The sequence below is a fragment of the Pseudomonas sp. 32A genome, assembly GCF_052682255.1.
The window spans coordinates 753,101-766,431 of sequence record NZ_JBQYLY010000001.1; the positions used below are offsets into that span (position 1 = coordinate 753,101).

The following is a 13,331-nucleotide window of genomic DNA, read 5'->3' on the forward strand; positions in this document are numbered from 1 at the left end:
ACGCTCCGCGTCCGCTCTTGTGACGCTGAGCCTCACGGAATGCATTCCCACGCGGAGCGTGGGAACGATCATTACGTCAGGAAATGCCACATCAGCAATGTGCCCACCAGGCCCACCACCGACACAATGGTCTGCAACACCGACCACACCCAGATCGTCTGCTTCAGCTGCAAGCCGAAGTACTCCCGCACCATCCAGAAGCCGGCATCGTTGACGTGGCAGAAGAACACCGAGCCGGCACCAATCGCCAGGGCAACCAGTGAGCTTTGCGTCGCCGCCAACCCCGCCATCATCGGCGCCAGGATGCCCGCCGTTGTCGTGGTGGCGACGGTCGCCGACCCCGTGGCCTGACGCAGCGCCACCGCAATCAACCAGGCCAGCAACAGGTACGGCATGTGCGCGCCTTCGGCCACCTTGCTGATGGTCTGGCTCACGCCGGCATCCAGCAGGGTTTGCTTCAACCCGCCGCCCGCGCCGATGGTCAGCAACAGCACCGCGATCGGCGCCAGCGCCTTGCGCAAGGTATTGCCGACATCGGCCCGCGGCATGCCACTGGCCCAGCCCAGGCAAATCACTGCGGCAATCACCGCCAGGCCCAGCGCGATCAACGGCTCACCGAGGAATTTCAAGGTCAGTGCCACCGGGCTTTCCGGCGACATGGCGACCTTGGCCAAAGTGCTGCCAAGCATCAGGATCACCGGCAACAAGATGATCAGCAGCGACACACCAAAACTCGGCTGGCGCGGCGCCTTGGGCGGTGCACTGAACAGCGCGCCAATGTCGGCCGGCTCATCCACGTGCATGCGCTTGGACAGCCAGTTGCCGTACAGCGGGCCGGCCAGAATCACGGCCGGTACCGCCAGGCAGAAGCCCAGCAACATGGTCAGGCCCAGGTCGGCGTGCAATGCGCCCACTGCAATCAGCGGCCCCGGATGCGGCGGCATCAAAGCGTGCAAGGTGGTCATGCCCGCCAGCGCCGGAATCGCGATTTTCAGCAGCGGCTGGTTCGAACGTTTGGCCATCACAAAGATGATCGGCACCATCATCACCAGACCCACTTCGAAGAACAGCGGCAAGCCAATCACCATCGCCACCAGCGCCATCACCCAGGGCAACGACTTGCCCTTGCCCAACCCCAGCAGGGTGGTGGCGATACGGTCGGCAGCGCCGGACTCGGCCATCAACGCGCCGAGCATCGAGCCCAGGGCAATGATGATCCCGGCTTCACCGAGGATCGCCCCGGCGCCTTTGCTGAACGCCTTGGCCACTTCTTCCGGCGGCAAGCCGGCGCCGACACCGGCGATAAACGTACCGATCAGGATCGACAGGAAGGGCGGCAGCTTGGTCGCACTGATCAACACAATGATGCTGGCGATGGCCAGTAATACGCAGAACATGAGGCGGGTGTCGTGAACCATCCACGCGGCAGTCGATAACTCCAAAACGGGACTCCTTATCGAACAGGTTGGCTAATATGTTTCTTTTTGTTTCCTGCTCGAAAAGCATACCTGATACAACGGTTCCAGAGCGTTCATGTTCAATTTTGGTGCGCATGGCGTAACGCCCAACTGACGGCAGGATGACAATTTCGCAACCCATGCCGGTGGTTTTGACCTATAGCTCTATGATCAACCGGACCACGACCCACGAGGACATTTCATGAGTGCAGGACACAGCCACGCCCAAGTACGCGCCGGTCACGAACGGCTGTTATGGATCGCATTGGCACTCACCGGCAGCTTCATGATTGCCGAGGTGATCGGCGCCTTTATCACCGGCAGCCTGGCGCTGTTGTCCGATGCCGCGCACATGATGACCGACGCCTTGGCGCTAGGGATTTCCCTGGTAGCGATCCAGGTCGCCAAGCGCGCCGCCGACCGCAAGCGTACGTTCGGCTATGCGCGGTTTGAGATTCTGGCCGCGGCGTTTAATGCGTTGCTGTTGTTCGGCGTGGCGTTCTACATCCTGTATGAGGCGTATCAACGCTTGCAGGCGCCCGCTGAGATCCAGTCCACCGGCATGCTGGTGATCGCGGTGCTGGGGCTGATCGTCAACCTGATTTCCATGCGATTGCTGAGTGCGGCCAGCGGCGAAAGCCTGAATGTGAAGGGCGCGTACCTGGAGGTCTGGAGCGACATGCTTGGCTCCGTCGGCGTGATCATCGCTGCGCTGGTGATCATGTACACCGGCTGGGGCTGGGTGGATTCGGTGGTGGCGGCGGCGATTGGCTTCTGGGTGTTGCCACGCACCTGGACGCTGCTCAAGGAAAGCATGAACGTGCTGCTGCAAGGCGTGCCGGATGGCATTGATATCGACAAGGTGGAGCAGGCGATTCGCGGCGTTCCCGGCGTCAAGGACGTGCACGACCTGCATATATGGGCCCTCACCAGCGGCAAAAATGTGCTGAGTACTCATCTGGTGGCGGATTCGGCGCAAGGCACCGAGCAACAGATCCTCAGCCAGGTGACGGAGTTACTGCATGAGCAATTCGATATTTCCCACGCCACGATCCAGATCGAGGGCGAAGGTTTTCAGCATGACGAACACGACGAGGTGCACGCCTGACCGTCACTCACGGTCTTCCAGCACATAACCCACGCCGCGCAAGGTATGGATCAACTTGCGCTCGAACGGGTCATCAATCTTTGCCCGCAGGCGGCGGATCGACACTTCCACCACATTGGTGTCGCAATCAAAGTTCATGTCCCATACGAACGAGATGATCTGCGTGCGAGACAGCACCACGCCGCTCTGACGCATCAGCAAATGCAGCAGGGCGAACTCCTTGGTGGTCAGGTCGATGCGCTGCAAGCCGCGAAACGCCCGGTGGCGGCCCTGGTCCAGTTCCAGGTCGGCCACCCGCAACACATCCGGCACCGGCGAGTGCACGCTGCGGCGCATCAAGGTACGCACTCGCGCGAGCAATTCGGGGAATTCAAACGGCTTGACCAGGTAATCATCGGCGCCCAGGTCCAGGCCCTTGATCCGGTCGGCGAGGCGGCCCTGGGCGGTCAGCATCATGATCCGCGTGCTGCTGTTCTGGCGGATGCGTTGCAACACATCCCAGCCATCCATCAGCGGCAGATTGACGTCGAGCATCACCAGGTCATAGGCGTGCTGGCGAGACAAATGCAAGCCGTCGGCACCGGTGGCGGCACAGTCGACGATATAGCCACTTTCACTCAATCCCTGATGTAAATAATCGGCGGTTTTAGGTTCGTCTTCGATGACCAGAATACGCATGTCGGGGATCCCGCTGGGCAGTGGAAAGTTGCCGGGAGCTTAAAGCAAAAGCCCGTGGCAGAGCCGTTGCTAACGGATTTGTAATGTTCTGGCCACTCCTCTGATAAGTACTGAAAGTTACATTGCCCACCTGTTAATTCATGGGCATGGAACTCTGGTTATGCCAACTTTTATAAGCACGTTCATTGGGCCCGCCGTTCTATTGCTGATGACGGTTCAGGGCGTCAATGCGCAAACCCTGACCCTCGAATCGGCCTTGCAAACCGCCTTCGCCAACAACCCGGATATGGCCGCTGCACAGTGGGAAATCGACATCGCCCAGGGCGGTCGCCAACAGGCTGGTTTGATCCCGAACCCGGTCGCCTCCTGGGATGCCGAAGACACCCGCCGCAATTCGCGCACCACCACCGTCAAGCTGAGCCAAACCCTGGAACTGGGCGGCAAGCGCGGCGCACGGATTGATGTCGCCACCCGTGCCCAGGAAGCCGCCGCACTGACCCTGGAACAGCGTCGCAACGGCCTGCGGGCGGATGTTATTGACGGTTACTACGGCGCGCTTCGGGCCCAGGAACGACTCGACCTTGCCCAGCGCTCATTGGCATTGGCCGAGCGCGGCCTGGTGGTTGCCAACGGTCGCGTCACTGCCGGCAAATCGTCGCCAGTGGAAGCCACTCGGGCCCAGGTTCAGCTCTCGGAAATCCGCCTCGAATTCAACCGCGCGCAGATGGGCCTGACCGACGCCTATCGCCGCCTCGCTGCCAGTACCGGCGCGGCCAGTACCGACTTCCAGGCGGTCGCCACCCAAGCCCAGGCGGCACCTGAATTGCCGCCGACCGCGCAGTTGCTCGGGCGCCTTGAGCAAACCGTCGAACTGCGTTTGGCCGAGCTGCAAATCGTCCAGGGTGAAGCGGCCCTGGGCCTGGAAAAAGCCCAGCGCATTCCCGATCTCGACGTGTCCATCGGCAGCCAGTACGACGCCAGCGTGCGTGAGCGGGTCAACGTGGTGGGCGTGTCGATGCCAATCCCGCTGTTCAACCGCAACCAGGGCAACGTGCTCGCCGCCAGTCGCCGTGCCGACCAGGCCCGTGACCTGCGCAACGCCGCCGAACTGCGCCTGCGCACCGAAACCCGCCAGGCCCTGGACCTCTGGCAAACCGCGAATACCGAAGTGCGCTCGTTCAACCAACAGATTCTGCCCGCCGCCCAAAGCGCCGTGGACAGCGCCACCCGTGGCTTCGAGATGGGCAAGTTCAACTTCCTCGAGGTGCTCGACGCCCAGCGCACCTTGATTGCGGCCCGCACCCAATACCTCGCGGCTACCGCCCAGGCCACTGAAGCCTGGGTGCGTATCGAACGGATTTACGGCGACCTCGCCCGGTTTTGAATTGTCAGGAGCGTTCCATGAACAACAAACACACGATGGCGCTGGCCATGATGCTGATGCTGGCGTGGCCGGCCATCAGCGGTGCGGCAGAGGCGGAAGAAGAAGGCAAACTCGAGCTGACCGAACAGCAGATCGAGGCCGCCGGCATTCAACTGGCCCCGGCGCAATCCCGTCAGATCAGCACCGTGCTGTCACTGCCGGGCGAGGTGCGTTTTGACGAGGACCGTACCTCCCACATCGTCCCGCGTGCCGCTGGCGTAGTGGAGTCGGTGAAGGTCAACCTCGGCCAATCGGTAAAGAAGGGCGAGCTGCTGGCGGTGATCGCCAGCCAGCAGATTTCCGATCAGCGCAGCGAACTGGCAGCCAGTGAACGCCGGGTGGTGCTGGCCCGCACCACCTTCCAGCGCGAGCGCCAGTTGTGGCAGGACAAGATCTCTGCCGAACAGGATTACCTGCTGGCGCGCCAGGCGCTGCAAGAGGCCGAAATCGCCCTGAACAATGCCCGGCAAAAGATGAACGCCCTGAGCGGCAGCGCCGTATTGGTCGGCGGCAATCGCTACGAATTACGCGCGCCATTCGACGGCGTGGTGGTGGAAAAACACTTGGGTGTCGGCGAGGTGGTGAGCGAGACCAGCAACGCCTTCACCCTGTCGGACCTGTCCCAGGTGTGGGTCACCTTCGGCGTGTTCCCCAAGGATTTGAACAAGGTCCGAGTCGGCAAACCGGTGAAGGTCAGCTCCTCGGAAATGGGCACCGAAGTGCTCGGCACCGTGGCCTATGTCGGCAACTTGCTGGGGGAGCAAACCCGCACGGCCACCGTGCGCGTCACGGTGCCGAACCCCGATGCCTCGTGGCGCCCTGGGCTGTTCGTCTCCGTGCAGGTTGCCACCGACACTTACCAGGCCAAGGTCACGGTCCCGCAGGAAGCGATTCAGACCGTCGAAGACAAACCCTCGGTGTTCGTGCGCACCCGCGACGGTTTCATGACCCGGCATATCGAACTGGGCGTCAGCGAAAACGGTTTCGTCGAAGTCCGCCAGGGCCTCGACGCCGGCGCGCAGGTGGCCACCGTCGGCAGCTTCATCCTCAAGTCCGAGTTGGGCAAGGCCTCAGCCGAGCACGCCCATTGACCCTGCGAGTGATTTCCCATGTTTGAGCGCCTTATCCAATTCGCCATCGAGCAGCGCATCATCGTGTTGCTGGCGGTGCTGTTGATGGCCGGTGTCGGCATCGCCAGCTATCAGAAATTGCCCATCGACGCGGTGCCGGATATCACCAACGTCCAGGTGCAGATCAACTCGGCGGCGGCCGGGTTTTCACCGCTGGAAACCGAGCAGCGCATCACCTTTCCCATCGAAACCGCCATGGCCGGGCTGCCGGGTTTGCAGCAGACCCGCTCGCTGTCGCGCTCGGGTTTGTCCCAGGTCACGGTGATTTTCAAGGACGGTACCGACCTGTTCTTCGCCCGCCAATTGGTCAACGAACGTTTGCAGGTGGCCCGCGAGCAATTGCCCGATGGCATCGAAACCATGATGGGGCCGATCTCCACCGGGCTCGGGGAAATTTTTCTGTGGACCGTGGAGGCGGAAGACGGCGCGCGCAAGGAGGACGGCTCCGCCTACACGCCGACCGACCTGCGGGTGATCCAGGACTGGATCATCAAGCCGCAACTGCGCAATGTGCCGGGCGTGGCCGAGATCAATACCATCGGCGGCTTTGCCAAGGAATACCAGATCGCCCCGGACCCCAAGCGCCTGGCGGCCTACAACCTGACCTTGGGTGACCTGGTCACGGCGCTGGAGCGCAACAACGCCAACGTCGGCGCCGGGTACATCGAGCGCAGCGGCGAGCAATTGCTGATTCGTGCGCCAGGGCAAGTCGGGTCCATCGACGACATCGCCAACATCGTGATCACCACCTCAGACGGTACGCCGATTCGCGTGCGCAACGTCGCCCAGGTCGATATCGGCCGTGAGTTGCGTACTGGCGCCGCCACTGAAAATGGCCGCGAAGTGGTGCTGGGCACGGTGTTTATGCTGATCGGTGAAAACAGCCGCACCGTGTCCCTGGCGGTCGCGAAAAAACTCGAAGAGATCAACCGTTCGCTGCCTGAAGGTGTGGTCGCCGTCACCGTCTACGACCGTACCAACCTGGTGGAAAAAGCCATCAGCACCGTGAAGAAAAACCTCTTCGAAGGGGCGCTGTTGGTGGTGGCGGTGCTGTTCCTGTTCCTCGGCAATATCCGCGCCGCGCTGATCACCGCGATGGTGATTCCCCTGGCGATGTTGTTCACCTTTACCGGGATGTTCACCAACAAGGTCAGCGCCAATTTGATGAGCCTCGGCGCGTTAGATTTCGGGATTATCGTCGATGGTGCGGTGGTGATCGTCGAGAACGCCATCCGCCGCCTGGCCCATGCCCAGCAGCGCCACGGGCGACTGTTGACCCGCAGCGAGCGCCTGCATGAAGTGTTCGCGGCGGCCAAGGAAGCGCGGCGCGCACTGATCTTCGGGCAACTGATCATTATGGTGGTGTACCTGCCGATCTTCGCCCTTACCGGGGTGGCCGGGAAGATGTTCCACCCGATGGCGTTCACCGTGGTAATCGCGCTGCTGGGGGCGATGATTTTGTCCGTGACCTTCGTGCCGGCGGCGATTGCGCTGTTCGTCACCGGTAAGGTCAAGGAAGAAGAAAACCTGGTGATGCGCACCGCACGTCGCGTCTACGCGCCGGTGCTGGATTGGGTGATGGCGCGCCGCCCGTTGGTGTTCGGCCTGGCGGTGCTGACCATCGTGGTGTCGGGTGCGGTGGCCAGTCGTATGGGCAGCGAATTTATCCCCAGCCTGAGCGAAGGTGACTTCGCCCTGCAGGCCATGCGCGTTCCGGGCACCAGCCTCACGCAATCGGTGCACATGCAGCAACAGTTGGAAAAAAACCTGATGGCCGAGGTGCCGGAAATCGAGCGGGTATTCGCGCGCACCGGCACCGCGGAAATCGCCTCCGACCCGATGCCGCCGAATATCTCCGACAGCTACGTGATGCTCAAGCCCAAGGACCAGTGGCCCGACCCGAAGAAGTCCCGCGAGGCGATCATCGCTGACATCCAGCGCGCCAGCGCGATTGTGCCGGGCAGCGTGTATGAATTGTCGCAACCGATCCAGTTGCGCTTCAACGAGCTGATTTCCGGGGTGCGCAGTGACGTCGCGGTGAAGGTGTTTGGTGACGACATGGCGGTACTCAACAAGACCGCCGGGGAAATCGCCGAGACCTTGCAAACCCTCAAGGGCGCCTCGGAAGTGAAGGTGGAACAGACCTCCGGCTTGCCGGTGCTGACCATCAATATCGACCGCGACAAGGCCGCGCGCTTTGGCCTGAACGTGGGTGATGTGCAAGACACGATTGCCGTCGCCGTGGGTGGGCGCCAGGCCGGGACGATGTACGAAGGCGACCGGCGTTTCGACATGGTGGTGCGTTTGTCCGACGCCCTGCGTACCGATATCGAAGGCTTGTCGCGGCTGTTGATCCCGATTCCGGCATTGGCGAATAACGCGGCGGGGCAGTTGGGGTTTATCGCGCTGTCGGAAGTCGCCAGCCTGGACCTGGTGCTCGGCCCCAACCAGATCAGCCGCGAAAACGGCAAGCGCCTGGTGATCGTCAGCGCCAACGTGCGTGGGCGGGATATCGGCTCGTTTGTCGAGGAAGCCGGGACGGCCATCGGCACCCAGGTGAAAATTCCTGCGGGCTACTGGACCAGCTGGGGCGGCCAGTTCGAGCAGTTGAAGGAGGCCTCCGAGCGCTTGCGCATCGTGGTGCCGGTGGCGTTGCTGCTGGTGTTCGGGCTGTTGTTCATGATGTTCAACAACCTCAAGGATGGGCTGCTGGTGTTTACCGGGATTCCCTTCGCGTTGACCGGCGGGATCATGGCGCTGTGGCTGCGGGATATTCCGCTGTCGATCTCGGCGGGCGTGGGCTTTATCGCGCTGTCGGGGGTGGCGGTGCTTAACGGGCTGGTGATGATCGCGTTCATCCGTAGCCTGCGGGAGGAGGGGCGTTCACTGTCGGTGGCGATCAACGAAGGCGCCCTGACGCGCTTGCGCCCGGTGTTGATGACGGCACTGGTGGCGTCGCTCGGGTTTATCCCCATGGCCCTCGCCACCGGTACCGGCGCCGAAGTACAGCGCCCGTTGGCGACGGTGGTGATTGGCGGGATTATTTCGTCGACGCTGCTGACCCTGCTGGTATTGCCGGCGCTGTATCACTGGGCGCATCGGCGTGAAGAACAGGAAGACCGCCTGATGCCTGACCAATAACCTGTGGCGAGGGAGCTTGCTCCCGCTGGGCTGCGCAGCAGCCCCAACACCGGCGACCCACGTTCAGCTGAAAGAATGCGGTGGGCTTTTTAGGGTTGCTGCGCAACCCAGCGGGAGCAAGCTCCCTCGCCACACTGGTTTATGGGCAGATAGCGTTGGTATGAAGGGGAAACACCAACCGAAACACAGTGAAATCGCCGGGCTCGCTGCTGACTTCTGCCCGGCCTTGATGCAGGGTCATGATCGACCGCACAATCGCCAGCCCCAGCCCGGTCCCCCCTTCGGAGCGGGCGCGGCTGCTGTCGACGCGGTAGAAGCGTTCGAACAGGTTCGGCAGGTGTTGCGCTTCGATCCCCGGGCCGGGATTGCCCAGCGACAGCGACACTTGCTGCCCGTGGGTTTCCACCCGCACCGAAACAGTGGAGGCGTGGGGTGTATGACGGATGGCATTGGACAGCAAATTGGAAATCGCCCGCTGAATCATCAAGCGGTCGCCATGCACGGACGCATCGCCGTCGAGGCTCAGGGTCAGTTGTTTGTCTTCGGCACTCAAGGCAAACAGCTCCATCACCCGGCGCGCTTCAGCGGCCAGGGACACCGGCGCAAACGAAACCCGCGCCGCAGGGTGGCTGACCTGCGCCAGGAACAGCATGTCGGAAACGATCCGCGCCAGGCGTTCCATCTCTTCAGTGCTGGATTCCAGCACCGCTTTGTACTCCTGCGGCGGGCGCTCCCGGGACAACGTCACCTGGGCCTTGCCCATCAAGTTGGTCAGCGGCGCGCGCAGTTCATGGGCGAGGTCATCGGAGAACTGCGACAGCTGCTGCACGCCGCCGTCCAGGCGCTGCAACATGAAGTTGATGCCTTGGGCCAACTCGCCCAGCTCCTTGGGCAAGTTATCCACAGCCAGGCGGTGGGTCAGGTCCTGCGTGGTGACTTTCGCCGCGACGCGGCTGAACTGCTGCAGCGGCGCCAGCCCGCGTTGCACCACCCACCAGGCGCCGATGCCGATCAGCAGCAACAGCAGCGGCAGGGCGATCACGGTGGAACGCAGGTAGGCACTGAGCAGCGCCTGATCGTCCCGGCGATCCAGCGATAACAGGACCCGCACGCGTTCGCCGCTGGCCAGGCGCATCAGGCTGGAGGCACTGAGCACTTGATTGCCGTTGCCGTCGTCCCAGTTCAGGTAACCGAGGTTTTGGGACGGGGCGAAGTCGGTCAGCAACGGTTCCTGGGGCTTGGCGCCGATGCTGAGCAGCACCGCTTCATTGGGCGCAGTGCCAACGATGGTCAGGTAGAAATTATCGTGCCCCATCACCAGGTCCATCAGCGAGTGCGGGCGGGCGCGGATGTCACGGGTGTCCAGGCCGAGGGCGAGGCTGTGCTGAATCTGTTCCATTTTGCTTTCCAGGCCCTTGCGCGCCAGTTTCTCCAGCTCGTGGGTCAGCGCCAGGTACGCCAAGGTTGCGAGCAACACCACCAGGCCGGCGCCCATCAGGCTCACCGTCAGCCCCAGGCGCATCGACAGGCTGCTGGCTTTCATTGGCGGGCCTCCAGCACATAACCCACGCCGCGAATGGTGTGGATCAGCTTGACGTCACTCTGGTCATCGACCTTGGCCCGCAAGCGGCTGATGGAGACTTCCACCACATTGGTGTCGCAGTCGAAATTCATGTCCCAGACCAGGGAAATAATCTGCGTGCGGGTCAGTACTTCGCCGGACTGGCGCATCAACACATGCAGCAGCGCGAATTCCTTGGTGGTCAGGTCGATACGTCGGGTGCCTCGGTACGCGCGGTGGCGGCGCGGGTCCAGTTCCAGGTCGGACACCTGGAACACTTCCGGCACCGGTATGTGCTCACTGCGACGCAGCAGGGTGCGCACCCGGGCGAGCAACTCGGGAAACTCGAAGGGTTTGACCAGGTAATCATCGGCGCCCATGTCCAGGCCCTTGATCTTGTCGGCCAACCGGCCACGGGCTGTCAGCATCATCACCCGCTGGCTGCTGTTGCGGCGCAATTGCTCAAGCACTTCCCAGCCATCCTTGGCCGGCAGATTGACGTCGAGAATCACCAGTTCATAGGCGTGTTGCGCGGCCAGGTACAGGCCGTCCACGCCGCTCGCGGCACAGTCGACCACGTAACCGCTTTCGGTCAGGCCCTGCTGCAGGTAGGCGGCGGTTTTTTGCTCGTCCTCAACCACAAGGATACGCATGGGGGATTTACCTTTTATTGATAGAGAGAGACTGTGATTCGGATTTTCCGAAGCCTGAAGGCTGAAGTAGCTACAGGGTCAACCAGGCAGTTTGTGACTGGTTGTTGCGCTGCAAAACCGGCAGGCAAAAAAAACGCCCCATGCGGGGCGTAAAAAATTCATCTCTTTCCAAAGGAGCTACACAAAAGCTTCAGAGATGAATGTGCTCGGTGTGCGCCGTTCAGATCGACTGCTTCTGTGCGTCGGCGGGCGCGGTCTCGGCCACGGACTGTTCGCCGTGGACCTGCTGCTGTTGCTGGCGGAAGTCGGCGAGGAACTGCCGGGAACGGTCGGCACCGTCGTCGGCCAATGCGAGGCTGGAAGTGGCGCCGAGAAAACTGATCAATAACAAGTGAGAGGGCTTCATGACGGGTCTCCAAATAAGGCGTGTGCCGTTAGTTGTAGCCAGTATAAGAAGCGCAACTTAACGAGAAGGTGAGGCGCATATTACAGTTCTGACAGGCTTCAAATTGTGAACAGATGTTATTCAATTGTAGGAGCGAGCTTGCTCGCGAAAGTCGTTAACGATAACGCGGGGCTTCTGGTTTAACGCAGCGCTCTCAGGTTCTTCGCGAGCAAGCTCGCTCCTACAAAGGGCAGTGTTTAGAGAATCGCCAATGGATATTCGACAATCAGTCGAACTTCTTCCAAATCCGACTCAAAGGAACTTGAACGAACCGTCGCTTGGCGCAGCCGCAGCGACAGGTCTTTCAAGTTGCCGCCCTGTACCACGTACTTGGCCTCGATATCCCGCTCCCAGCGGCGTTGGTCGGTCAACGGGTCGCCGGCCGCGTCACGGCGCATGTACACCGCGTTGGCGTTGCTGTAGTCGGCGCCGGTGCCTTTGCCGTAGCGGGTCATGAAGGACAGCCCAGGAATGCCGAAGGCCTGCATGTCGAGGTTATAGGCGAGCATCCACGAGCGTTCCTTGGGCGAGTTGAAGTCGCTGTACTGGATCGAGTTGTTGAGGAAGATCGAGTCCGACATGCGCAGGTAGTCAAAATCGTCATCACCGTTGTTGCGCTGGTGGGACAGGGCCAGGCTGTGGGCGCCCATCTTGACCCCGATCCTGGCGCTCCAGATGTTGTTATCGAACTCGCCCAGGCGTTTCTTGCCCTCGTCCACCGCCTTGTAATAGTTGAAGTCGCCAAACAGCGACACGTCATCGTTCAGCGGGTAACTGGCGGCGCTGCCGAAGTAGTACTGGTCCCAGGCATCCTTCAGACGGCTGGTGTACAGGCTGACGCTGAGGTGTTTGTTGACTTGATAGTCGCCGCCGGCGTAGCCGATCCAGGGCGAGTCCACCTTGCCCGCATAAAACGTCGCAAAGCCTTTATCCATGCCGCTTTGGGAGGGCTGGCTCATGCCGCTCAGGTGTCCGCCTTGCAGGCTCAGGCCTTCGATGCTGGTGTTTTGTGCAGTGACGCCACGGAAGCTTTCCGGCAATACCCGCGAGTCGCCATAGGCCACCACCGGGGTCAGCGGGAATACATCGCCGGCCTTGATCACGGTATCCAGCAGGCGCATTTTTACCGCGCCGCCGAGCTTGCTGTAGCCGTCCTCGGGGTGGTTGTCGCTGTCTACGGGCAGCACGCCGAACGAGCCCTTGCCGCCGCTGCGGCCGGTGCCGGAGTCGAGTTTCAGGCCATACATCGCAAACGCGTCCAGGCCGAAACCCACCGAACCCTGAGTGAATCCGGACTCGAACTTGCCGATAAACCCCTGGGCCCAGGCTTCCGAGTAGCCATTGCCGGTGGGGCTGGACTGGCCCTTGCGATCGTCCCGGTTGAAGTAGAAGTTGCGGGCCAGCACGTTCAAGGTGCTGCCTTCGATAAACCCTTCGGGTTTATCTTCAACGGCCATGCTTGAAAGCGGGGTAAGCCCCGCGAGTGCGGCAATTATGGAAAGCGAACGTGTGCGGTGAGTACTCATGTAGCGCTCCTCGGTAGTGGCAGCTATTAGCTTCTTATCGATGGGGCATTCTTGTTTTAGTGGTGCCCGCGCAGATAGTTGCAAACACGAGATAACGACGAGGTGGCGCACAGATTACAATTTTGGAATTTCAACAGAACATAACGGATAAGTAATCGTTCGGTGAACTTTGCGACAGGCGTGGTTAGTTACTCTGGCTCTGAACTTTC

10 protein-coding genes are annotated in these 13,331 nt (G+C 61.4%); 4 read left to right on the top strand and 6 right to left on the bottom strand.

What is annotated here, in order from left to right; genetic code table 11:
* Nucleotides 1-71: 71 nt before the first annotated feature.
* A complete protein-coding gene (locus ACUN0G_RS03295; RefSeq protein WP_023659163.1) occupies nucleotides 72-1,442 on the bottom strand; it encodes a GntT/GntP/DsdX family permease in 1,371 nt (456 codons plus the stop codon).
* Nucleotides 1,443-1,659: 217 nt separating this feature from the next.
* On the opposite strand from ACUN0G_RS03295, the gene ACUN0G_RS03300 reads away from it, so the two are divergent.
* A complete protein-coding gene (locus tag ACUN0G_RS03300; RefSeq protein WP_063033176.1) occupies nucleotides 1,660-2,565 on the top strand; it encodes a cation diffusion facilitator family transporter in 906 nt (301 codons plus the stop codon).
* Nucleotides 2,566-2,568: 3 nt separating this feature from the next.
* On the opposite strand, the gene ACUN0G_RS03305 is transcribed toward ACUN0G_RS03300, so the two are convergent.
* Entirely contained in the window at nucleotides 2,569-3,243 is a 675-nt protein-coding gene (locus ACUN0G_RS03305; protein WP_008437506.1) for a heavy metal response regulator transcription factor, read from the bottom strand.
* A gap of 160 nt (nucleotides 3,244-3,403) precedes the next feature.
* Here ACUN0G_RS03305 and ACUN0G_RS03310 point away from each other — a divergent pair, with 160 nt between their 5' ends.
* Genes ACUN0G_RS03310 through ACUN0G_RS03320 form a run of 3 tightly spaced genes read left to right on the top strand, consistent with a single transcriptional unit; the run spans nucleotide 3,404 to nucleotide 8,937 of the window.
* Nucleotides 3,404-4,627: a TolC family protein gene (locus ACUN0G_RS03310; RefSeq protein WP_445572674.1), complete on the top strand. Its 1,224-nt coding sequence runs from the start codon at nucleotides 3,404-3,406 to the stop codon at nucleotides 4,625-4,627.
* Between the two features lie 17 nt (nucleotides 4,628-4,644).
* Nucleotides 4,645-5,757, top strand: coding sequence for an efflux RND transporter periplasmic adaptor subunit (locus tag ACUN0G_RS03315; RefSeq protein WP_445572675.1), 1,113 nt, complete (start codon nucleotides 4,645-4,647; stop codon nucleotides 5,755-5,757).
* Between the two features lie 18 nt (nucleotides 5,758-5,775).
* Nucleotides 5,776-8,937, top strand: a complete 3,162-nt coding sequence (locus ACUN0G_RS03320; RefSeq protein WP_445572676.1) for a CusA/CzcA family heavy metal efflux RND transporter — start codon at nucleotides 5,776-5,778, stop codon at nucleotides 8,935-8,937.
* Nucleotides 8,938-9,076: 139 nt separating this feature from the next.
* On the opposite strand, the gene ACUN0G_RS03325 is transcribed toward ACUN0G_RS03320, so the two are convergent.
* From ACUN0G_RS03325 to ACUN0G_RS03340, 4 genes are all read right to left on the bottom strand, one after another.
* Nucleotides 9,077-10,480: a heavy metal sensor histidine kinase gene (locus tag ACUN0G_RS03325; RefSeq protein WP_445572677.1), complete on the bottom strand. Its 1,404-nt coding sequence runs from the start codon at nucleotides 10,478-10,480 to the stop codon at nucleotides 9,077-9,079.
* Nucleotides 10,477-11,151: a heavy metal response regulator transcription factor gene (locus ACUN0G_RS03330; RefSeq protein WP_445572678.1), complete on the bottom strand. Its 675-nt coding sequence runs from the start codon at nucleotides 11,149-11,151 to the stop codon at nucleotides 10,477-10,479. Before ACUN0G_RS03330 ends, ACUN0G_RS03325 begins: the two co-directional genes overlap by 4 nt.
* 220 nt (nucleotides 11,152-11,371) lie before the next feature.
* Nucleotides 11,372-11,557: a hypothetical protein gene (locus ACUN0G_RS03335; protein WP_445572679.1), complete on the bottom strand. Its 186-nt coding sequence runs from the start codon at nucleotides 11,555-11,557 to the stop codon at nucleotides 11,372-11,374.
* A gap of 236 nt (nucleotides 11,558-11,793) precedes the next feature.
* Nucleotides 11,794-13,122 (bottom strand): OprD family porin, encoded by a 1,329-nt coding sequence (locus ACUN0G_RS03340; RefSeq protein ID WP_445572680.1) that lies wholly within the window; start codon nucleotides 13,120-13,122, stop codon nucleotides 11,794-11,796.
* Nucleotides 13,123-13,331: the final 209 nt, after the last annotated feature.

Excerpts from the sequence above, each read along its gene's own strand:
- ACUN0G_RS03300 (WP_063033176.1), top strand. The coding sequence starts at position 1,660 with ATGAGTGCAGGACACAGCCACGCCCAAGTACGCGCCGGTCACGAACGG.
- ACUN0G_RS03305 (WP_008437506.1), bottom strand. The coding sequence starts at position 3,243 with ATGCGTATTCTGGTCATCGAAGACGAACCTAAAACCGCCGATTATTTA.
- ACUN0G_RS03310 (WP_445572674.1), top strand. The coding sequence starts at position 3,404 with ATGCCAACTTTTATAAGCACGTTCATTGGGCCCGCCGTTCTATTGCTG.
- ACUN0G_RS03315 (WP_445572675.1), top strand. The coding sequence starts at position 4,645 with ATGAACAACAAACACACGATGGCGCTGGCCATGATGCTGATGCTGGCG.
- ACUN0G_RS03320 (WP_445572676.1), top strand. The coding sequence starts at position 5,776 with ATGTTTGAGCGCCTTATCCAATTCGCCATCGAGCAGCGCATCATCGTG.
- ACUN0G_RS03325 (WP_445572677.1), bottom strand. The coding sequence starts at position 10,480 with ATGAAAGCCAGCAGCCTGTCGATGCGCCTGGGGCTGACGGTGAGCCTG.
- ACUN0G_RS03330 (WP_445572678.1), bottom strand. The coding sequence starts at position 11,151 with ATGCGTATCCTTGTGGTTGAGGACGAGCAAAAAACCGCCGCCTACCTG.
- ACUN0G_RS03335 (WP_445572679.1), bottom strand. The coding sequence starts at position 11,557 with ATGAAGCCCTCTCACTTGTTATTGATCAGTTTTCTCGGCGCCACTTCC.
- ACUN0G_RS03340 (WP_445572680.1), bottom strand. The coding sequence starts at position 13,122 with ATGAGTACTCACCGCACACGTTCGCTTTCCATAATTGCCGCACTCGCG.